The 22,016-nt window shown below is 71.1% G+C and carries 15 protein-coding genes; 5 read left to right on the top strand and 10 right to left on the bottom strand.

The window, feature by feature from the left end; genetic code table 11:
* Nucleotides 1-322: 322 nt before the first annotated feature.
* On the bottom strand, nt 323-940 hold the full coding sequence (locus tag VGR06_RS31750) for a disulfide bond formation protein DsbA (RefSeq protein ID WP_327562861.1): 618 nt from the start codon (nt 938-940) through the stop codon (nt 323-325).
* A gap of 109 nt (nt 941-1,049) precedes the next feature.
* Here VGR06_RS31750 and pepN point away from each other — a divergent pair, with 109 nt between their 5' ends.
* Nucleotides 1,050-3,611: an aminopeptidase N gene (gene pepN / locus VGR06_RS31755; protein WP_327562862.1), complete on the top strand. Its 2,562-nt coding sequence runs from the start codon at nt 1,050-1,052 to the stop codon at nt 3,609-3,611.
* Between the two features lie 419 nt (nt 3,612-4,030).
* On the opposite strand, the gene VGR06_RS31760 is transcribed toward pepN, so the two are convergent.
* Nucleotides 4,031-4,522 carry a DUF5130 family protein gene (locus VGR06_RS31760; protein ID WP_414637378.1) on the bottom strand — a complete coding sequence of 164 codons (492 nt, stop codon included), beginning with the start codon at nt 4,520-4,522 and terminating at the stop codon, nt 4,031-4,033.
* Complete coding sequence (locus tag VGR06_RS31765) at nt 4,509-4,757, bottom strand: hypothetical protein (RefSeq protein WP_327562863.1); 249 nt, start codon at nt 4,755-4,757, stop codon at nt 4,509-4,511. Before VGR06_RS31765 ends, VGR06_RS31760 begins: the two co-directional genes overlap by 14 nt.
* A 390-nt stretch (nt 4,758-5,147) precedes the next feature.
* Here VGR06_RS31765 and VGR06_RS31770 point away from each other — a divergent pair, with 390 nt between their 5' ends.
* Nucleotides 5,148-5,282 carry a hypothetical protein gene (locus VGR06_RS31770; protein ID WP_327562864.1) on the top strand — a complete coding sequence of 45 codons (135 nt, stop codon included), beginning with the start codon at nt 5,148-5,150 and terminating at the stop codon, nt 5,280-5,282.
* A gap of 4 nt (nt 5,283-5,286) precedes the next feature.
* Here VGR06_RS31770 and VGR06_RS31775 read toward each other — a convergent pair whose 3' ends face one another.
* Nucleotides 5,287-5,931 carry an HNH endonuclease gene (locus VGR06_RS31775; protein WP_414637379.1) on the bottom strand — a complete coding sequence of 215 codons (645 nt, stop codon included), beginning with the start codon at nt 5,929-5,931 and terminating at the stop codon, nt 5,287-5,289.
* A 142-nt stretch (nt 5,932-6,073) separates the two neighbouring features.
* On the opposite strand from VGR06_RS31775, the gene VGR06_RS31780 reads away from it, so the two are divergent.
* From VGR06_RS31780 to VGR06_RS31790, 3 genes are all read left to right on the top strand, one after another.
* Entirely contained in the window at nt 6,074-7,048 is a 975-nt protein-coding gene (locus VGR06_RS31780) for a mechanosensitive ion channel family protein (protein ID WP_327562865.1), read from the top strand.
* Between the two features lie 48 nt (nt 7,049-7,096).
* Complete coding sequence (locus VGR06_RS31785; RefSeq protein ID WP_414637380.1) at nt 7,097-7,483, top strand: globin; 387 nt, start codon at nt 7,097-7,099, stop codon at nt 7,481-7,483.
* A gap of 239 nt (nt 7,484-7,722) precedes the next feature.
* Complete coding sequence (locus VGR06_RS31790) at nt 7,723-10,206, top strand: ATP-binding protein (protein ID WP_327562866.1); 2,484 nt, start codon at nt 7,723-7,725, stop codon at nt 10,204-10,206.
* 100 nt (nt 10,207-10,306) lie between these two features.
* Here the strand turns inward: VGR06_RS31790 and VGR06_RS31795 are convergent, their stop codons facing one another.
* From VGR06_RS31795 to ssb, 6 genes are all read right to left on the bottom strand, one after another.
* On the bottom strand, nt 10,307-10,942 hold the full coding sequence (locus VGR06_RS31795; RefSeq protein ID WP_327562867.1) for a hypothetical protein: 636 nt from the start codon (nt 10,940-10,942) through the stop codon (nt 10,307-10,309).
* Entirely contained in the window at nt 10,935-11,381 is a 447-nt protein-coding gene (locus VGR06_RS31800; RefSeq protein ID WP_327562868.1) for a thioesterase family protein, read from the bottom strand. The genes VGR06_RS31795 and VGR06_RS31800 overlap by 8 nt, the downstream gene beginning before the upstream one ends.
* Nucleotides 11,381-16,342, bottom strand: coding sequence for an NAD-glutamate dehydrogenase (locus VGR06_RS31805; RefSeq protein WP_327562869.1), 4,962 nt, complete (start codon nt 16,340-16,342; stop codon nt 11,381-11,383). The genes VGR06_RS31800 and VGR06_RS31805 overlap by 1 nt, the downstream gene beginning before the upstream one ends.
* A 154-nt stretch (nt 16,343-16,496) precedes the next feature.
* Entirely contained in the window at nt 16,497-19,517 is a 3,021-nt protein-coding gene (locus VGR06_RS31810) for a diguanylate cyclase domain-containing protein (RefSeq protein WP_327562870.1), read from the bottom strand.
* Between the two features lie 14 nt (nt 19,518-19,531).
* Nucleotides 19,532-21,208 (bottom strand): energy-dependent translational throttle protein EttA, encoded by a 1,677-nt coding sequence (ettA, locus tag VGR06_RS31815; protein WP_327562871.1) that lies wholly within the window; start codon nt 21,206-21,208, stop codon nt 19,532-19,534.
* A 158-nt stretch (nt 21,209-21,366) separates the two neighbouring features.
* Nucleotides 21,367-21,819, bottom strand: coding sequence for a single-stranded DNA-binding protein (gene ssb, locus VGR06_RS31820; RefSeq protein ID WP_327562872.1), 453 nt, complete (start codon nt 21,817-21,819; stop codon nt 21,367-21,369).
* Nucleotides 21,820-22,016: the final 197 nt, after the last annotated feature.

The following is a 22,016-nucleotide window of genomic DNA, read 5'->3' on the forward strand; positions in this document are numbered from 1 at the left end:
GGCGTTTGAGACAGCGGATGATGCCGTTCGTGGACGGTCCTTGGGGTAATGGAGGCCTCGGGCCCGAAGCGGCCGGGTTCGTCACCGATGGTGATCAACGGTCGGGGTCTGTTCGACCGCGTGGGTGGGGTCGGTCGGCCAGCGGATCGAGGGCAGGCTTGGGCTGCGCCCGAACTCGCCCGGCCATCATCGCCGTGGCGGCGGCGCGTGCATCCAGCGGTCCGGCCTTACCCCTGCGCTCGGCGCTGCCGCCGGTCCGGGTGACAAGGACCCGCGCGACCGCCGCCCGGCCCTGAACCGGTCAATCTACGGGGTCACCGCTCTAGTCGAAGTTGAGCTCCCCGGTCCGGGTGCGCTTGATCTCGAAGAAGTTCGGGAAGCTCGCCACCGCGACGGTTCCGTCGAACAGCTTCAGCGCGTCCTCGCCGCGCGGGATCGAGGTCAGTACGGGGCCGAAGAACGCCACGTCGTTGACGTGAATGGTCGGCGTGCCGACGTCCATGCCGACCGGGTCCATGCCCGCGTGGTGGCTCTTGCGCAGCGCGGCGTCATGGTCGTCGGTGTGCGCGGCCTCGGCGAGCTCCGCCGGCAGGCCCACCTCGGCGAGCGCCTCCTTGATCACGATGTCGTAGTCCTTGTTGCCCTGATTGTGGATCCGGGTGCCGAGCGCGGTGTACAGGTCGCGCAGCACCTCCTCGCCGTGCTTCTGCGCCGCGGCGATCGCCACCCGCACCGGACCCCAACCCTTGTCCAGTAGCTCGCGGTACTGCTCCGGCAGCTCGTCGCGGCCCTCGTTGAGCACCGAGAGGCTCATCACCCGGAACCGGAGGTCGATCTCCCGGTGCTGCTCGACCTCGAGGATCCAGCGCGAGGTGATCCAGGCAAACGGACAGATCGGGTCGAAATAGAAGTCAACCTTGGTCTTCCCAGGGGCAGTCATGACCACATCAACCCATGCGGGCAACGGCTTCTTCCCCCGTCACCGGAGAACTTGGGGCTCCGACGTGATTGGATGCGATTGTCAGTACCGCTCCCAGCCGAGGTGATCAGTGGCCGCCCCCAACCTGACCCGTGACGATGCCCAACGGCGCGCGGCGTTGCTCGAGGTCGAGTCGTACGCCATCGAGTTGGACCTCACCAATGGGCTGGGCCAGCCCGGAGAGGGCACGTTCCGGTCCACCACGACGGTCCGGTTCGGCAGCCGGGAAGCGGGCGCGTCCTGCTGGATCGACCTGGTGGCCGACGACGTGTTGCGCGCCGAGCTGAACGGCGCACCGCTGGACGTGTCCGGTTACCGCGAGGAGGACGGCGTCGCGCTGCCGGACCTGGCCGAGCGGAACACCCTGGTGGTGCACGCCAACTGCCGGTACATGAACACCGGTGAGGGTCTGCACCGGTTCGTCGACCCGGTGGACAAGGGCGTCTACCTCTACACGCAGTTCGAGACCGCGGACGCCAAGCGCATGTTCGCCTGCTTCGACCAGCCCGACCTCAAGGCGGTGTACCAGCTCACCGTGCTGGCGCCGGGCGACTGGCTGGTCCGGTCCAACGCCGAGACCGAATCCCGGCAGGAGCTCGGCGATTCCGGCATCCGGCACGTGTTCGCCACCACCAAGCCGATGTCCACCTACCTGGTCGCGCTCGTCGCCGGCCCGTACGCGGAGTGGCGTGACGAGTACCGCGACGACGCCGCCATCATCCCGCTCGGGCTGTACTGCCGCGCGTCGCTGGCCGAGCACATGGACCACGAGCGGCTGTTCACCGAGACCAAGCAGGGGTTCGCCTACTTCCACCGCAACTTCGGCGTGCCCTACCCGTTCGGCAAGTACGACCAGGTGTTCGTGCCGGAGTTCAACGCCGGCGCGATGGAGAACGCCGGCTGCGTGACGTTCCTCGAGGACTACGTGTTCCGCAGCCGGGTCACCCGGTACGCCTACGAGCGCCGGTGCGAGACCGTGCTGCACGAGATGGCGCACATGTGGTTCGGCGACCTGGTCACCATGCGCTGGTGGGATGACCTGTGGCTGAACGAGTCGTTCGCCACCTTCGCCAGCGTCCTGGCGCAGGCCGAGGCCACCGAGTACGTGCACGCCTGGACGTCCTTCGCCAACATCGAGAAGTCCTGGGCGTACCGGCAGGACCAGCTGCCGTCCACGCACCCGATCGCCGCGGACATCCCGGACCTGCAGGCCGTCGAGGTCAACTTCGACGGGATCACCTACGCCAAGGGCGCGAGCGCGCTCAAGCAGCTCGCCGCGTACGTGGGGATCGCCAACTTCATGTCGGGCCTGCGGGTGTACTTCAGCAAGCACGCCTGGGACAACGCGACGCTGGCCGACCTGCTGGCCGCGCTGGAGGAGGCCTCCGGGCGCGACCTGTCCTGGTGGAGCGCGCAGTGGCTGGAGACCACCGGCCTGAACGCGCTGCGCCCGGCGTTCGCGGTGGACGCCTCGGGCGCGTTCACCGAGTTCGCCATCATCCAGGGCGGCGCGAAGCCCGGCGGCGGGGAGCTGCGCACCCACCGGGTCGCGATCGGCGTCTACGACGACGACGGCGGCAAGCTGGTCCGCACGCACCGGCTCGAGGTGGACGTCGACGGCGAGCGTACCGACGTGCCCGCGCTGGTCGGCGTCCCGCGCGGCAAGCTGTTGCTGGTCAACGACGACGACCTGAGCTACTGCACGATGCGGCTGGATCCGGACTCGCTGACCACGCTGATCGACCGGATCGGCGACATCACCGAACCGCTCCCCCGCACCCTGTGCTGGTCGGCCGCCTGGGAGATGACCCGCGAGGCGGAGTTGAAGGCCCGCGACTTCATCACCCTGGTCTGCCACGGGCTGCCGGCCGAGACCGAGGTCGGCGTCGTGCAGCGGCTGCTGATGCAGGCCCAGGCCGCGATCGGCTCCTACACCGACCCGGCCTGGGCGCCGCGCGGCTGGCGCCTGTTCACCGACCGGATCCTCGAGCTGGCCCGCGCCTGCGAGCCGGGCTCGGACCACCAGCTCGCCTACGTCAACGCGCTGTCCTCCTCGGTGCTCGAGGACGACCACCTGGCCGTCCTGCGCGGCTGGCTCGACGAGTCCGCGCCGCTGCCCGGCCTGGTCGTCGACACCGATCTCCGCTGGCGCCTGCTGCAGGCGCTGGTCGCGCACGATGTCGCCGACGACGCGGAGGTCGAGGACCTCCTCCAGCGCGACTCCACCGCCACCGGCCACCGCCAGGCCGAGCGCGCCCGCGCCCTGCGCCCCACCCTCGAAGCCAAGGACGAAGCCTGGCGCCGCGCCGTGCACGACGACGGGCTGCCCAACGCCATCAACGAGTCGATCATCTCGGGCTTCGCCCACCCGAAGCAGAGGGAGCTGCTCGCCCCCTACTCCGACCGCTACTTCGCCGACGTGGCCGGTGTCTGGGAACGCCGTTCCAGCGAACGCGCCCAGCCGACCGTGCTCGGACTGTTCCCCTCCTGGGCCATAGCCCGGGAGACCGTGACAGCGGCCGACGAATGGCTCGCCAACGACGACCACCCACCGGCCCTGCGCCGCCTGGTCTCCGAAGGCCGCGCGGGGATCGTGCGGGCGCTGGCGGCGCGCGAGTTCGACCAGTCCTGAGGTTCCTGGATTCGAGCTGCGGAGGGGCCGGGGTGGGGGGCGCCATGGTTTGGCAGGGTTTGCAGGCTGCGTTGGCGTGCGACGGTTGAGTGGGATGGGGCGCCCGGCTCGCCTGCCGCACGAGTCTGCGTCGGCGAGCGGCAATTGGCGGGTGGTCAAGTTCAAAGACAGCTTGCGAAGGCGGGGCCGGGCTTGATCAATTAGGCGCGGCTCGGCGGGGCGGCCGTGGCGGCTGAGTTGATCTCTCGGGTACCGGTTGACGGGTCATGATCGCCAGTTCTGTGCGATCTTGACGCTGGCGCCCCATCCCACACAACCGCCGGCCGCCAACACAAAGCGCATGCCAACCAACCCAGGGCGCTCCCACCCCCGGGCCCCTCCCCCGGACCCGCCCGGCCCGGCACCTCGCACAACCGCCCCTACCGGGGCGCGCGGCCAGCCTGGTCGCTGAGCATGCGCAGGGCGCTGACCAGACCGCCGATGAGGTCGCCTTCCTTGAACGAGGCGACCATGCTCATCACCGCGAGGTTGCAGGCGCGGTCCGGGAGGCGGCGGGCGGATTCTTCGCCGGTGACGACCTCGACGCGGCGCTGGCCGGGGGAGGCGGCGATGAGGACCGACTCGGCGGCGGCGCCGTGCGAGGAGTGCAGGGCTTCGGCGGTGGCACGGGTGTCGTCGCCGAGCTCGCCGAGGTAGACGCTGAAGTGGAGGCCGGTGGCGCGTGACGAGAGGGTGAGGGCCTCGTCGAGGCGGGCCAGCTGGACCGGGGTGAACGGAAGTTCGGGCGCGGCCAGCTGGCGGACCCGCGCGATCGAGATGCGGCCGCTGGCGGTGACCGCGGCGGCGTAGCCGTGCTCGGGGTCCTCGGCGAGTTGGATCTCGCCGGCGGGGACCAGCTCACCAGCTGCCACGGGCACCTCCCTTGGCGGTGCGCTTCGAACCGCCGGACGGGGCCGGGGCGGACAGCCCGGCCTGGCCGGAGCCGGCCGGGTTGGCCGTCCACCACACCGGTGGGTGGTCCCAGCTCTGGCCCGGACGGTAGCGCGGGGCCCTGGCCACCTTGTCGCGCAAGGTCAGCAGCGCGACCACGGAGTAGATCCCCAGCGGAATCCCCGCGAACACGAGAACGGTTTGGACGACGCTCACGCCATCACCTCGCAAGCTCGGTGATGGCAAACCCCGCCGCCTCGCAAGCTCGGCGCCGGAGCAGTGTTCGATGGTTCGCTCGCAAGCTCGCTCACGACCGGAACCGTATCGGATGCCCGGCCGGCGCACGCTCGTGCCTGGCTGGTCAAGGCTGGTCGCCCAGTCGACGGTAAGGCCGGTCCAGCGGAAAGCGCAGCGCCGACCGGCGTTCGGGGGCAATAACGGCCCGGTGACCGGGTTGGCACCGTACAGCGACTTGTCGGTTACTAGACAGGCCCATACTTTCACCTGGATAGCCCTTGTGTACCGATGGACACCGCCTCGACGCCCCCCGGAGGTCACGCTATGTGCTCTATGCATTCACCCGATCAGACGACTATCGTCGCTGCCGTGAACAAGAAGAGCGTCGTCACCAGCCTGGGCACCCGGATCACCGCCGGTACGAGGATCACTCGCGGTACGCGTATCACCCGGGGTACCCGGATCACCGCGGGAACCCGGATCACCCGGTCGCTGGCTGCCTGAGCTGTCACGCCGCCGGTTCACCCAGGTAGGGCAACCACAGCGGATCGGCCTCGACCACACCGGCCAGCAGCCGCCAGTGCGGCCCGCGCGGCGCGGTCGGCACCACCCGGAGCCGCCAGCCCAGCTCGGAGAGCAACTTGTCGGCCTTGCGGTGGTTGCACCGCGCGCAGGAGGCCACGCAGTTCTGCCAGGTGTGCAGGCCGCCGCGGCTGCGCGGCACGACATGGTCGACGGTCTCCGCACGCGCCCCGCAGTAGCCGCACCGGTAGCGGTCGCGGTGCATCAGGCCGGCCCGGGTCAGTGGCACCTTCGCCCGGTAGGGCACCCGCACATAGGTGGCGAGCCGGATCACCGACGGCACCACGAGGCTGGACGAGGCCGAGTGCACCATCAGCCCGCCCGGGTCGCCGTGCACCACCTCGGCCTTGCCGCACACCACCAGCACCACGGCTCTTCGCAGCGGCAGCGCGGTGAGCGGCTCGAACGTGGCGTTGAGCAGGAGAACCCGGCGGCGGCCCCACGGCGGCAACCCGATCGGCGGCGACTCGGCGGGCGGCGGCGCTGCGGCGGTGTCCAGTTCCGGACACGAAGCGACCCGCGGCGCGAGCCCGAGAGGGGCGCCGATCGGGGTTGGATGTCGGTCGGGCACGCCCACCACCTCCACCATGCAGCAGGCAAATTCGACCACAAACCACCCACGGAACGCACGCGGCTTGGGCAACGTGTCTTGCTTCACTGCATCGAAGATCCGGTGAACCGCCGGCGAACGGCCGGTCGTAAGGTCGCACCCGATGACCACAGCGCTTCCGTTCCCCACCGACCCGCCCGCCTGCATCCGTGCGGACGGCACCTGGTGCCAGCAGGTCTTCAAGCTGACGCACAACGAATGGCTGGCCGCCTCGGCGGACTGGCTGGTGGCCAAGCCGCTGCGGATCCTGATGATCCTGGTGATCGCGTTCGTGGTCCGCCTCCTGGCCCGGCGGCTGATCGACCGGCTGACCCGGGACACCGGCGACAAGACGCCGACTCTGCTGCGGCCGCTCAAGGAGCGGGCCCCGCAGGCGTTGGGCGTCCTGGTCTCCGAGCGGCGCAACCAGCGGGCCAGGACGATCGGCTCGGTGCTCAAGTCGATCATCTCGTTCGTCGTCTTCGGGCTGACGTTCATCCTGGTGCTCGGCGAGCTCGGGCTGAACCTGGCGCCGATCGTGGCGTCCGCCGGGATCGTCGGCGTGGCGATCGGCTTCGGCGCGCAGAACCTGGTCAAGGACTTCCTGTCCGGGATCTTCATGGTGCTCGAGGACCAGTACGGGGTCGGGGACGTGGTCGACGTCGGCCCGGCCAGCGGGACGATCGAGGCGGTCGGCCTGCGGGTGACCACGCTGCGCGACGTGAACGGCACGGTCTGGTACGTGCGCAACGGGGAGATCCTCCGGGTCGGCAACTCCAGCCAGGGCTTCGCCGTGGCCGTGCTCGACCTGCCGGTGGCGCACGGCACCGAGGTGGACCGGGCGATCGAGATCCTCGGTCGGGTGGCCGGGGAGGCGACCACGACCGAGCCGGTGTCCGCCGACGTGCTCGAGCCGGCCGAGGTGCTGGGCGTGGAGAAGATCACGTCGGAGGGCGTCATGCTGCGGCTGACCGTGAAGGTCCGGCCCGGCCGCCAGTGGGCGGTGCAGCGGGCGCTCCGGGCCAAGATCATGAACGGCTTCGAGGAGGCCGGCATCGAGCATCCGATCGCCCGGCTGTTACCCCCGCCCGGGGCGTGAGCGAGGATTGAACTGGCGCTACGCCATCGAGCAAAGGGAATAAGCACAGTGACGGCAGCGGAGCAGAGCTTCTACGAGGCGGTCGGTGGCAAGGAGACGTTCCACCGGATCGTGGCGCGGTTCTACGCCGAGGTGGCCAAGGACGAGCTGCTGCGGCCGCTCTACCCGGACGAGGACCTCGGCCCGGCGGAGGAGAAGCTGCGCCTGTTCCTCATGCAGTACTGGGGCGGCCCGCACACCTACTCCGAGCAGCGCGGCCATCCCCGCCTCCGGATGCGGCACGCCCCGTTCGTGATCGGGCCGCTGCAGCGCGACGCCTGGCTGCGGTGCATGCGGATCGCGGTGGACGAGGCGGGCCTGACCGAGCCGCAGCGCCGGCAACTCTGGGAGTACCTGGAGATGGCCGCACACAGCCTGATGAACAGCTGGCTTTAGCGGGTCGCCTGGGCACAGGCACCTCGCCAGGAATAGTCGCGCACACCTGACGTGATCCTCCGCATCGGTGGTCGCTCCTGCGTGCCTACCCCTCGAAGGCGCGCGCTCGCGGGTGATTGCGGGTGGATCGGCGTCGGCGGCATGTTGCTAGTCTCATCGGGCGGGCTGTCCGCAACCAGGAGCGGCTCCGGAGACATTCCGGAAATTGACAGGAAGATTCGGCCTTCTACGGAGTGGACGTGCCAGGGCCCCCGACAGCAAAACGCGGTGGGGAGTGGCTGCGGGGCCGTCGCGAGCGGAGCATGCTCACCCAGGAAGAGCTCGCCGAGCGGGCCGGCGTGGATGCCCGGACGATCCGCGATATCGAGACGGGACGGACGGCTCAGCCTCGCGCCAGCACCGTCCGGGCGCTGATGGATGCTCTGACCGAGGCCGAACAACAGCGACTCGGAACTCCCGTCACCGACCTTCCAGGCCCGCAATCAGCGCCGCGACCGCGCGAGCTACCACCGGATCCGGTCGGTTTCGTCGGCCGGTCCCAACAGCTCACGGAGTTGGAGCAGCTCCTCGACGCGGCCGCGCGGCAGCCGAACGCGGTGGTGATCTCCGCGGTCTCTGGCACCGCCGGGGTCGGCAAGACCGCTTTGGCGGTGCACTGGGCACACCGGGTAGCCGACCGTTTTCCGGACGGGCAGCTGTACCTCAATCTGCGCGGCTACGACCCCGACCAGCCCGTGGCGCCGGCCGACGCGCTCGCACGGTTTCTGGCCGCGCTCGGCGTGCCGGGCTCGGACATCCCGCTCGACGTGGACGAGCGATCGGCCCGCTACCGGACCGCGATCGCCGGGCGGCGAATGTTGATCCTGCTCGACAATGCGTCGTCGGTCGAGCAGGTCCGCCTGCTACTGCCCGGGACCGACTCCTGTCTGGTAATGGTGACCAGCCGCGACAGCCTGGCCGGATTGGTCGCCGTGCACGGTGCATACCGGCTGAACCTCGAACTGCTTCCCGCGGCGGACGCGCGGGTCCTGCTGCGCGAGCTGATCGGCAACCGGGTCGACGCCGAACCCGACGCCGCTGCCACACTCGCCGCCCAGTGTGCATACCTGCCGCTGGCCTTGCGCCTCGCCGCGGAACTCGCGGCCTCCCGGCCCAGCACCCCGCTCACCGATTTGGCCGGCGAGCTGGCCGACCAGCAGCGGCGCCTGGACCTCCTGGACGCCGGCGGTGACCCCCGATCGGCGGTGACCGCAGTGTTCTCCTGGTCGGTTCGGAACCTGCCACCGGACGTCGCCCGCACCTTCCGACTGCTGGGCCTGCATCCCGGGCCCAGCATGGAGCCGTACGCGGTTGCCGCGCTGACCGGCACCGACCTCGAGCACGCCCGCCGCTCTTTGGGCCTGCTGGTCCGCGCGCACCTGGTCAACACCACTGGCCCCGTCCGGTACGGCATGCACGACCTGCTCCGGGCCTATGCCACCAACCTGGCGACCGCCAATGACACCGACGCGGCCCTTGACCGGCTGTTCGACTACTACCTCGCGACCTCCGCGGCGGCGATGGATCGCCTCTACCCCGCGGAAACCTACCTGCGGCCCCGGATCCCGCCAGCGGCAACCCCGATGCCGGAGCTGTCCGACCCGAACCTGGCCCGAGCCTGGCTGGATGCCGAGCGGCCCTGTCTGGTGGCGGTCGCCACGCACACCGCCGCCCACGGCCGGCCAGGCCACACGGTGCGCCTGTCCGCCACGTTGTACCGCTACCTCGACGGAGGGCTCTATACCGACGCGTTGACCATTCACGATCACGCCCGCGACGCCGCCGAGCAGGCTGGTGATCGCACCGGCCAGGCACAAGCGCGGCACGGCCTTGGCACCGTCTACTGGCAGCTCGGCCGGTACGAGTCCGCCATCGAATATTTCCAACAGGCTCTGGCCCTGTTCCGGCAGTCCGGTGACCGGGCCGGTGAAATCCGTGCCTTGCACAACTTGAGCGGCGTCGAACTGCGGATGGGTCGGTACGGGCCGGCCGCCGACAACCTCGACCTCGCTCTGGCAAAGGCGCGGGAGGCCGGTGACCGCCTGGGCGAAGCTCGGGTACTCACCGCCCGCGGCGTCGCCGAGAACTGGTTCGGGCGTTACGGATCGGCCAGAGACTTCCTGCGGCAGGCGCTGACCCTGTCCCAGTCGGCCGGTGACCGGGGCCTCGAGGCCACAGCACTGTGCAACCTCGGCGACGCTGAGCAGGGAGTTGGACATTACGACTCGGCAATCGAACACTACGGGGAAGCCTTGGCCCTGAGCCGGGAACTCGGACATCAGTCAGGCGAGGCATTCTCGCTGACCGGGCTTGGCACCGTCCATACGCGCCTCGGCCAGCCCGAGCAAGCGGCCAAGTATCACCGGCAGGCGCTCGCGCTCTTCCGGGACATCGGCGACCGCGACGGCGAGGCATGGGCGCACAACGGCCTCGGCGAGACCGCGCTCGCCGGCGACCGCCCGGCCGAGGCCCGCGACCACCACACCGCGGCACTCACCACGGCCTCCGACACTGGCGCGCCCGACCAGCAGGCCCACGCCCACCTGGGTCTCGGCCACGCCTACCGCGCCCTCGGCGAGCCAGCACAGGCCCGCCGGCACTACCGGCGTGCCGTTGCCCTCTACACCGAGCTCGACTCTCCCGAGGCCGAGACCGCGGGAGCCTACCTGGCCGAGGACCCCTAGAGGTCACGGCGCTGCCGCGATACTTCTGTCCTGAGTGGACTGACGGGTCCCGCGCCGAGGCGCTTTCCGGAGTGGAGCGCAACGTGACGTTGCTTTCCGCTCAGACCAGCAGGGGCAGCAGGACGTGGCGGCGGCGGACGACGGCGCCGTAGCGGGCGTCGAGGCGGAGCCAGGCGTCGGTGGCGGTGACCCGGACGCGCTCGTCCGCGTCGTTGGTGCCGAGGAAACCCATGCCGGCCATGGCGAACAGGCAGCGCAACGGCACCTTGATCTCCAGGCCGTCGCCGGCGACGGTGAGCACCGTCTGGTCCAGCAGCGCGGCCGGCGGGGTGCCGTGCGGGCCGGCGTTCTCCCGGGCCACGGCGATGCCGCGGTCGGCGAGGTCCGAGACCACGCGGGCCGGGAGCTGGTCCACGACCTGCCAGTGCGCCTCGGGCGGCAGCGCCGAGCGCCACTGGAGGTCACGCGCCCGGCCCGGGTCGACGCGCTCCCCGCGGACCACGGCCAGCGCGGCGAGCAGCTCGGAGCCGGACACCGTGACGTCCGCCGGCTGGACCTCGCCGTGGACGGTCCGGGTGGCCAGCACGTCGAACGGGGTGGCCACCCACGCGTCGATCAGGCTGCCGGCGCGGCCGCGCAGCCGGACCACGGCCTGACCGTCCAGCCGCACCGCGCGGGCCACGAACGCGCCGAGGTCGTCCCGCTCGGAGCGGTCGGCGAACACCAGCTCAGGCACCGCTGATCCCCGCCCCGCCGCTGGAGTCCTTCCAGGCGGCCAAAAAGTCCCGCTCGTTCTCGGAGAGCCGGCGCGGCCGGCCGAGCTGGACGTCGAAGGGCACCAGCATGGTCTCCGCGGTGGCCACCACCGGATCGTCGTGCGAAAGTCCACTGTGGACGGTGTAGCCCAGGGTGAAGGACACCCGGCGCAGGTCCCGCACGGACATCTCCACCCGCACCTTCGTCCCGTTCGCCAGCAGCGGCTGGTGGTAGTCCACCACCAGCCTGGCGACCACCACGCCCTCGGCCATCCCGGCCGCGCCGTGCCGGGAGGCCTCCACGAACAGCAGGTCGATCCGGGCCTCTTCCAGCAGCGTCACCGTGTTCGCATGGTTGACGTGCCCGAACGCGTCCATGTCCGACCATCGGGGCCGAATCTCGGCGACGAAAACTCCCACTAGCGGACCATACTGCGGATCTGCCGGGCGGCGACGGACAGTGTCGCCAGGTCCAGCCGGCCGGCGCTCTGGATCTCCTCCAAGGCGCTCCGGGCCCGGGCCAGCCGGGTGTCGTTGCTCCGCTCCCAGGACGCGATCTTCTCGTCGGCCGGCGCGCCGGGATCGCTCTGCCGCAACACTTCCAGCGTGATCGCTCGCAGCGAGGAGTAGAGGTCGTCGCGCAGCGAGAGCCGGGCCAGCGCGTGCCAGCGGTTGCCCCGCTCCAGCATGTTCACCGAGCTCTGCATGAGGTCCAGGTTCAGGTGGTCGGCCAGCGCGTAGTACAGCTCCGCCGTCTCGGCCGGGCTGCGCTCGGCGTCCACGGCCGCATCCTGCTCGGCCAGCTCCGCCACCTCGGTCACGTCCAGCAACCCGTAGGCGTCCAACAGCGTCGCCACCCGCATCGCCACCGACGCCGGCACCCCGTCGGCGATGAGCTTCTCGGCGTTCTGGATGGCCGCCTCCCGCTGCCGCCCGCGCAGCAGATCTGTCATGCCCGGCACCAGATCCTTGGCCACCGGGCCGAACCGGGAGATCTCCGCGCCCACCGCGAGCGGCTGCGGCCGGTTGGACAACAGCCAGCGGGCCGCCCGGTCGAGCAGCCGCCTGACCTCCAGCGCCATGGCATCCTGGGTCGCCGTCGGCACCGCGTTGTCCAGCGCCTCGATCTCCCGCCACAGCGCCGGCAACCCGTACACCCCGGTCACCACCGCGAACGCCCGAACCGAGTCGGTGGCCGTGGCGTTCATCTCCTCGGCCAGCCGGAACGCGTACGACACGCCGGCCCCGTCCACGACCTCGTTCACCAGCAGCGTGGTGGTGATCTGCCGGTGCAGCGGGTGCGCCGGGATGGCGTCGGCGAAGCGCTCCCGCAGCCGGGTCGGGAAGTACTCGGGCAGGCGCCGGGCGAACGCGTCCGCCTCGGGCAGCTCGCTGGCCAGCACCTCCTCCTTGAGCGCGAGCTTCACGTGGGCCAGCAACGTGGCGAGCTCCGGCGAGGTGAGGCCGCGGCCGGCCTTCTCCAGCTCCTGGAACTCCAGCGCGGAGGGCAGGTCCTCGAGCTCCCGGTCCAGACTCGTGTTGCGCTCCAGCATGTCCACCAGCCGGGCGTGCACCGACAGCATGCCCACGGCGTGCGCACGGCTGACCCCGAGCACGGCGTTCTGCCGGTAGTTGTCGGTGAGCACCAGCTCCGCCACCTCGTCGGTCATCTCGGCGAGCAGCTCGTTGCGCTGGTTGGGCAGCAGCCGGCCGTCCAGCACCAGCTGGTCCAGCAGGATCTTGATGTTCACCTCGTGGTCGGAGCAGTCCACCCCGGCCGAGTTGTCCAGCGCGTCGGTGTTGATCTTACCGCCGGCCCGGGCGAACTCGATCCGGCCGCGCTGGGTCAGGCCGAGGTTGCCGCCCTCCCCCACCACCTTCGCCCGCAGGTCGGCGCCGTTGACCCGGAGCACGTCGTTGGCCTTGTCCCCCACCTCGGCGTTGGTCTCCGTGGACGCCTTCACGTACGTGCCGATCCCGCCGTTCCACAGCAGGTCCACCGGCGCCAGCAGGATCGCCTTCATCAGCTCGGGCGGCGAGAGCTTCCCGGTGCCCTCGGGGATGCCCAGCGCGGCGGCGGCCCGCGGGCTGATCGGGATCGACTTGACCGTGCGCGGCCACACCCCGCCGCCCTCGCTGATCAGGCTCCGGTCGTAGTCGTCCCAGGAGGAGCGGGGCAGCTCGAACAGCCGGCGGCGCTCGGCGAAGCCCGCCGCGGCGTCCGGGTCGGGATCGACGAACACGTGCCGGTGGTCGAACGCCGCGATCAGCCGGATGTGCTGGGACAGCAGCATTCCGTTGCCGAACACGTCGCCGGACATGTCGCCGATGCCGACCACGGTGAACTCCTCGGCCTGGGTGTCCACGCCCAGCTCACGGAAGTGCCGCTTCACGCTCTCCCACGCGCCGCGCGCGGTGATGCCCATGGCCTTGTGGTCGTAGCCGACCGACCCGCCGCTGGCGAACGCGTCGCCCAGCCAGAACCCGTAGCTCTTGGCCACCTCGTTGGCGATGTCGGAGAACGTGGCCGTGCCCTTGTCCGCGGCCACGACCAGGTAGGTGTCATCGCCGTCGTAGCGCACAACGGAGTTGGCCGGAATGGTCCGGCCGCCGCGCAGGTTGTCGGTCAGGTCGAGCAGGCCGGACACGAGCATGCGGTAGCAGGCCACGCCTTCGGACAGCGACGCCTCCCGGTCCGCGGCCGGGTCCCCGGTCGGCACCGGCGGCCGCTTCACCACGAACCCGCCCTTGGCACCGACCGGAACGATCACCGCGTTCTTCACCGCCTGCGCCTTGACCAGGCCCAGCACCTCGGTGCGGAAGTCCTCCCGGCGATCCGACCAGCGCAGCCCGCCGCGGGCCACCGGGCCGAACCGCAGGTGCACACCCTCCACCCGGGGCGAGCACACGAAGATCTCGAACCGCGGCCGCGGCTCCGGCAGCTCCGGCACCGCGCCCGGGTCCAGCTTGATCGCCAGGTACGGCCGCGGCTGGCCGTGCTCGTCCCGGACGTGGTAGTTCGTCCGCAGTGACGCCCGGACCAGGGTGAGCAGGCTGCGCAGGATCCGGTCCGCGTCCAGGCTGGTCACCTCGTCGATCATGCGGCTGATGTCCTCGACCTGGGCGTCCGCCCGCTCCCGCCGGGTGCCCTCGGGCTCGTTCGGGTCGAAGCGGGTCTCGAACAGCCGCACCACCGCGGTAGCCACCTCGCAGTGCGCGAGCACCGTGTCCTCGATGTACTCCTGGCTGTAGGTGGTACCGGCCTGGCGCAGGTAGCGGGAGTAGGCCCGGAGCACCGCGATCTGCCGCCAGCCCAGCCCGCCGCGCAGCACCAGCGCGTTGAACCGGTCGGTCTCGGCGTCACCGTGCCAGGTCGCCGCGAACGCGTCCTGGAACCGGGCCCGCAGCGACGCGGTCTCCTCCGGCGAGCGGTTCTCCACCACGGCCGGGTCGACCCGCAGCCCGAAGTCGTAGATCCACCACTTGGTGCCGTCCGCCGGGCGCAGCTCGTACGGCCGCTCGTCGACCACCTCGACGCCCATCTGCTGCAGCACCGGCAGAACCTGGGACAGGCTCACGCCGGGGCCGGCCAGGTAGAGCTTGAACCGGCGCACCCCCGGCTCGGCGTCCAGCGGCACGTAGAAGCTCATGTCCAGGTCGCCCTCGCGGGTGAGCGCCTGCATCCGGCGCAGGTCCGCCAGCGCCTCGGTAGCCCGGAAATCCTCCTTGTAGGCCTCCGGGAACACCGCGGCGAACCGGTGGCCCTGCTCGGTGGCCGACTCGGCGCCGATGGTGACCGCGCCGCTGGCCGGCTTGCTGCCTTCGAGCTTCTGCCGCTGCTCGTCGAACACCGCGTCGACCATGCGGTCGTCCCAGGTGCGGGCCGCCTCGGCCAGCCGCTCCTGGATGTGCTCGACGTCCGGCTCGATCATCCGGGACGGCTCGGTGTGCACGGTGAAGAACACCTGGGCGAGCGCGGTCTCCCCGATCCGCGCGCTGTACTCGAGGTTGGTTCCGCCCAGCTCCTCGAGCAGGACCTGCTGCATGGCCAGCCGGGAGGTGGTGGTGTAGCGGTCGCGCGGCAGGAACACCAGGCAGGAGTAGAACCGGCCGTAAGGGTCGCGTCTGAGGAACAACCGCAGCCGGCGCCGGTCGGCCAGCGCGATCACGCCGGTCGCGGTCTGGTACAGCGTGTCGGTGCTGGCGGAGAACAGCTCGGTGCGCGGCCAGTTCTGGATCACCTCCAGCATCTTCTGGCCGCTGTAGGACTCCATCGGGAAACCGGCCCGGTGGATCACGTCGCGCACCCGGCGTTCCACGACCGGGATGTCCAGCACGTCCTCGTGCAGCGCGTTGGTGTTGAACACGCCCAGGAACCGGTGCTCGCCGGTGACCTTGCCGCCCTGATCGAACGTCTTGACCCCGACGTAGTACGGGTAGACGCTGCGGTGCACCGCCGAGGGCGCGCTGGCCTCGGTCAGCACCAGCAGGTTCGGGGACAGCGCGTACGCGGTCGTGTCCGGGCCTTCGGTCAGGCTCTTCTCGACCAGGCTGTCGCCGCGGAGCACACCGAGGCCGGTGGCCAGCACGGCCTTCAGCGCCGGCTTGTTGTCGCTGGTGACGAGCTCGTAGCTGCGGTAGCCGAGGAACGTGAAGTGCCCGTCGGCGAGCCAGCGCAGCAGGCCGGCACCGTCGGCCACCTGGTTGGGGTCCAGCGGCGGCGGGTCGGCCTCGAGCTGGTCGGCCAGCGCGCGGGCGGTGCCGGTCATCCGGTCGGTGTCCTCGACGACCTCGCGCACCGCGGTGAGCACGGACATCAGGCGGTTCTCGGTGTCCCGCTCCCGGTCCGGGTCGGTGATCAGGTCGACCTCGATGGACATCCAGGACTCGGCGATGCTGTCGCCGGGCGGGTCGTCCGGGTCGGCGGTGGGCAGCACCTCGCGCAGCCGGCCGGCGACGTCGCGGCGCACCACCACGATCGGGTGCACCACGCGGTGCACCTGCAGGCCGGCCCGGGTCAGGTCGGCGGTCACGGACTCGACCAGGTACGGCATGTCGTCGGTGACCAGGTGCACCACGGTGCCCGGCGTGCTCCAGCCGTCGCGGGCCCGGTCCGGGTTGAAGATGTGCACCGCGGGGCGGCCGGGGACCCGGTCCATGGCCAGCTCGTGGTGCGTGCGGACGGCGCCGACCAGGTCGACCGGGTTGTCGTCGATGATCTCCTCGGGCGGCAGGTACCGGAAGTACAACCGGATCAGGTCGGCCATCTCCGGCATGAGCCCCGCAGCCTGCTCGATGCGCTCGTCTCGGATCTGCTCGGGACTGGCCGGCTCGGTCCCTTCCGTTGTGGTTGCTCGGGACCGTACTCCAGTCGAGGTCATTTCTTCCGGACTCCACGCGTCGGCGGCACCCCTGCGTGCCACATGCAGTTACACCCTAATCCGGGTCCCCGGAGCGCCCGTCGACCCACACTCTGCTTGATCGAACCCTGAATCGTGCCAAGCAGATCGACGTTGACCGGTTCTTCAGCTCCGCTCAAGGCGTGTCGTAGTCCAGGGACGCCCAGTCGGGCATCCGGTGCCGGCCGGCGCCGGTGCGGTGGGCCGGCGGGGTGGCTTCCGGCGTGGGCGCCGGGGGCGCCGGAACCGGTGGCGCCAGCTCGGGTTCGTCGTCCTCGGGGGCGGTCGCCTGGTAGGCGACGAGCGCCTCGGTGAGGAGGTCGGCGATGCTGGTGGTGTCCGCGGCGGGGCGGCGCAGGGTGGCGCGGTCCGCGCGCGGCGGCAGATCCGGCGGGCGGGGCTCGGGACCCTGCACCGGACCGAGGACGGCGTCGAGGTGATCGTCCTCGGGCCGCTCCGGCTCCTGCGGGATCGAGGCCGGTGGCGGCACCTCGGGGGTCGGTTCCGGGCCGGGCGCCATGGGCGGAACGTTGTCGGGCTCCGGCGGAATGATGATGTCCGGCTTCCGCGGCGGGCGGGGTGGCTCGTCGTCGGGATCGGTCGGGAAGATGCCGGGCCGCAGCGGGAGTGGCTCGGGCTCCTCGTCGGGCTCCTGCTCCGGCGTGGTGTAGCGGTCCTCCGGATGCGACAGCGTGGGATGGTCGAGCAACGGCGCCAGCAGCTCGCGGATCGCCAGGCCCGGACCGTCTTCCCCGCCGGACGACTCCCGCACACCGGTCAACTCGCTCGCCTCGAACGTGTACAGCGCCCTCCGCCGCCCGGCCGCCGGCTCCTCGTCATCCGCAACCCCGTGCCACTCCGGCAGATCAGCCCACTCACCGAACTCAGCCGGGAACTCCGTCGGGCCATGCGGCTGATCCGCCACGAGCGAGTCCCGTTCGAAGTCGCGCGGGTCCTCAGCGTCTCCGGGCCCACCGGTCGCACCGGTGAACGCCGGCGTGTCGTTCCACTCGAAGGGGTGACCTGCCGCACCGTGGGCGGTCGAGGTACCGGTGGGCTCGATCGTCACGGTGGGCGCATCCAGGGCGTCGACCGGTGCCGGATTCTGGGCTGTGGCGGGACGTTCGGCAGATTCGGCCCGGTGGTGCGGGGCGGAGGGTGGTTCTCGGGGGGTAGGGGGTTCAGCGGCGGAGAAGGTGCTCTCGGTGAAGCTGTGCCGGACCTCGGCAGCGGGGGTCCCGGTGCGGTCGCCGGGTTCGAGGGTGTGCCGGCGGGTTTCGGGGTCGGTGGCGGCGGCGAGGGCGGTGAGAAAGGACTCCTCGGCATTCAGGTCCGGTCCGGGCGGATCGGGGCGGTCGGCGGTCGTCAGGGTTTCGCGGGCGGCGGTGAGGAGGTAGTCGGCGTCCTCGCCGGGCGCGGGATCGAGGCCGGACTGGGCGACACCGGTGCTGATGCTGACCTCCGGACCGGTGGCCTCGGCGAGCCAGTCGGAGCCGAGGGCGGATTCGCGGATCGTGGCGGCGAGCCGTTCCGCCTGGTCCCGGGTGGTGTGCGGGAGCAGCACCGCGAGCTCGCTGCCGGCCGGCCTGGCCAGCTCGGCACCCTCGGGTGCGATATCCCGCACGCGACCGGCGAGCGTCGTGAGCGCCTCGGTTCCAGGCCCGGACGAGCCGGCGCCGGCGCCCGGACGGTCGCCGGTCTCGGCGCCGGCGCCGCCCTCGGTTTCCAGGCGCACCAACGTCAGCGCCACCGGACGGTCGCCGCGGCGGACCGCCGCGAGCCGGCGGGAGAGCCCCACCCGGGTGAGCAGGCCGGTCGCCTCGTCCGTCTCGGGCTCGCCGGGCTCGGACGGCGCGGCGTTCACCTCGTCCGCCCGCGCGCCGACGCCTCCGGGCGGCGTCACCGTCCGGGATCGGGCGGCGAGCGGGTCGGGCGCCGTCGGCCGGGTGGCTGGGAGCGGTGACGGGCCGGCCGGTGGCGGGGGCACCGCGCGGGCTCCGGCCGTCTCCGGGGCCGCCCGGACCGCGGGCGCGACCGCGGGGCGAATCACGTTACGCAGCAACGAGTGCACGATGTCCAGAGGGTAGTCGCCGGCCCCGAACTCGGTCATCAGCCGCCGCCGGGCGAACTCGACCGAGCGCCGGTGCCGGTGCTCGGCTGCGTGTGCCTCGCGCAGGGTGCGCAGCGCGTCGGCCGGCCTGGCCGCGCTCTCCTCGAGGTCGGCCCGAACCGCCAGCCCGTCGGCCAGCAACCAGTCCAGCCCGTGCCGCTCGGCGATCCACGTGGCGTGGTCGAGCAGGCCGCGCCCGGCCTCCACCCGGCCGGCCGGCAGCAGCACCCGGATCGCGACCGCGAGCAGCAGCCGCCCGACCGCGGGCGCCGACGCGGCCCGGACCGGCTGGGCGAGCACCGGGCCGGCCTCCTGCTCGGCCTCGGTCAGGTGGCCGTCGTCCAACAGCGCGCAGACCAGCTCCAGCGTCAGCCCGGCCCGGACCCGGCCACCTTCCAGCCGCGGATCGCGCAGCCTGGCGACCAGGCCCAGCCCGTTGCGTGCGGCCTCGACCGCGTCCTCGGTCTCACCCCAGCGCCGGTGGTAGGCCGCCGTCCGGGTGGCCAGCAGCGCCCGCTCGAGTCTCCTGGCGTCGGCCGTGAACCGGTCGTCCGCGGCCAGCAGCCGGTCGGCCTCGGCGAGCGAGTCCTCGAGGTCGTCCCGCCGACCCACGTGCGCGGTGCAGCCGACCAGCTGCGCAACCGCCGCAGCCCGGGTACCCGGCCGGGCACCGGCCGGGTCCAGCAGGGGCCGCAGGATCGGACAACCCAGCAACGGCTCACCCAGTCCGACCGAGCAGGCGGCCAGGTCCAGGCGGACCGACGAGGCCAGCTCCGGCACGCCGGAGTGATCCGCACCGCGCAGCGCGACCAGCGCGGGCTCGACCGCCTCGGCATGCCGGCCCAGCCGGACCAGCGCCGCGGCGAGCAGCGCCTGGGCCCGGATGACCACTGAGCCCTCCGCGCCGGGGCCGTGCTCGAGAACCCGCCGGGCATACCGAACCACCAGTTCGGGCGCGCTGTCGTGCAGCCGCTCGGCGAGCTCGACGAGTGCCGCGCACTCGGTCGGCTCACCGCTCGGAGGCAGGTCGTTCCAGGCCGCCACCACCGGGTGCGCTCCGCCTAGTCCCTGGTCAGTTTGCGGTAGGTGACCCGGTGCGGGCGGGCCGCCTCCTCACCGAGCCGCTCCACCTTGTTGCGCTCGTATCCCTCGAAGTTGCCCTCGAACCAGAACCACTTCGCCGGGTTCTCCTCGTCGCCCTCCCAGGCCAGGATGTGCGTCGCCACCCGGTCCAGGAACCACCGGTCGTGGGAGATCACCACCGCGCAGCCGGGGAATTGCTCCAGCGCGTTCTCCAACGAGCCGAGCGTCTCCACGTCGAGGTCGTTGGTCGGCTCGTCGAGCAGGATCAGGTTGCCGCCCAGCTTGAGCGTCAGCGCCAGGTTGAGCCGGTTGCGCTCACCGCCGGAGAGCACCCCCGCCGGCTTCTGCTGGTCCGGCCCCTTGAAGCCGAACGCGCTCACGTACGCCCGCGACGGCATCTCCACCTGACCGACGTGGATGTAGTCCAGCTTCTCCGACACCACCTCCCAGACGTTCTTCTTCGGGTCGATGCCCGCGCGCTCCTGGTCCACATAGGACAGCTTCACCGTGTCGCCGACCCGCACCTCGCCGGCGTCCGGCTGCTCCAGCCCGACGATCGTCTTGAACAGCGTCGTCTTGCCGACTCCGTTCGGTCCGATCACGCCGATGATCCCGTTGCGCGGCAGCTTGAACGACAGCCCGTCGATCAGCACCCGGTCGACGAAGCCCTTGCGCAACTTCTGGACGTCGACCACGACGGTGCCCAGCCGCGGACCCGGCGGGATCTGGATCTCCTCGAAGTCGAGCTTGCGGGTCCGCTCGGCCTCGGCCGCCATCTCCTCGTAGCGCTCGAGCCGGGCTCGCGACTTGGTCTGCCGCGCCTTCGCGTTCGACCTGACCCAGGCCAGCTCGTCCTTGAGCCGCCGCTGCAGCTTCTGGTCCTTCTTGCCCTGGACCTCGAGCCGCTCGGCCTTCTTCTCCAGGTAGGTGGAGTAGTTGCCCTCGTAGGGGTAGGCCCGCCCGCGGTCGAGCTCGAGGATCCACTCCGCCAGGTTGTCCAGGAAGTACCGGTCGTGCGTCACCGCGAGGACGGCGCCCTGGTACTGCGCCAGGTGCTGCTCCAGCCAGAGCACGCTCTCCGCGTCCAGGTGGTTGGTCGGCTCGTCGAGCAGGAGCAGGTCGGGCTTGGACAGCAACAGCTTGCACAGCGCCACCCGGCGGCGCTCGCCTCCGGAAAGCACACTGACGTCCGCGTCCGGCGGTGGGCAGCGCAGCGCGTCCATCGCCTGCTCGAGCTGGGAGTCGAGGTCCCAGGCGTCGGCGTGGTCAAGGTCCTCCTGGAGCTTGCCCATCTCCTCCATGAGCTCGTCGGAGTAGTCGGTGGCCAGCTGCTCGGCGATGGCGTTGAAGCGGTCCAGCTTCGTCTTGACCTCCCCGACACCCTCCTCGACGTTGCCGAGCACGGTCTTGCCCTCAGTGAGCTTGGGCTCCTGCTCGAGGATGCCGACGCTGAAGCCTGGCGTGAGGAACGCGTCGCCGTTGTTGGGCTGGTCCATCCCGGCCATGATCCGCAGCACGCTCGACTTGCCGGCGCCGTTGGGCCCAACCACCCCGATCTTGGCCCCGGGGAGGAAGGACAGGGTCACGTCGTCCAAGATGACCTTGTCCCCATGCGCCTTGCGCACTTTCCTCATGGTGTAGATGAACTCCGCCATGCCCGCGATCGTAGAGCGCTGCCCGTGCGGACCTGAGCGCGGACCGCGACATCGACCGGATCGATCCACCGCCCGTCGCCGACCGGCTCGGGCACACACCCCCTTTCAGGTGCGTCAACCGGTTCGGACCGCCACCGCGGCCCGCCACCGGAATTGGATCAGGCCGCGAGGGGCTCGGCCACCTTCGTCCCCGCCGCCGGCTCGGCCAGCTCGAAGTCGTCGCGGGTGAGGGCGTCGACGGGGACGTGGTCACGGGCGGCCCGCCCGATCATGACCGGGCTAATGATCAGGTTGGGGCCTACCGCCCTGGCATCCAGCTCGAGGCTCGACCGCGGCTCGCCGTTGACCTCGTACTGGCTGACGTACAGCCGACCGGTCACCACTACGTGGTCACCCTTGAACAGCGACACGGACACGTTCTCCGCGAGCTTTCGCCAGCAGGTGACCCGGACGTAGACGTGGTCTCCATCGACCCATTCGTTGTTCTCCCGGTTGAACTTCCGCTCGTTGGCCACGACGCGGAAGCTGCACACCTTGTCGCCGCTCTGCGTCGTGCGCTGGTTGATGTCGCTGATCACGCGGCCCACGACGGTGAGAGGGGTCTCGAACATTGCTCGCCTTCCTTCCTGCGGTTCGCCGCGGCGCCGTGGTCGCGCCGCGTGCATGAGACCCACGATGCCGGGCGGGGTGAGCAGTCCGGGCCGCTGCGCGGTGATCTGTGGACAGGGGGTCGGCCTGTGCACAACCACCCTCAAGACGATCTTGGGACGGTGGGGGTGTCGGTGGGGTGTGCTAGGCGGTGTTTCGA

It is taken from the genome of Actinophytocola sp. (assembly GCF_036002505.1).
Classification (GTDB): domain Bacteria; phylum Actinomycetota; class Actinomycetes; order Mycobacteriales; family Pseudonocardiaceae; genus DASYTH01.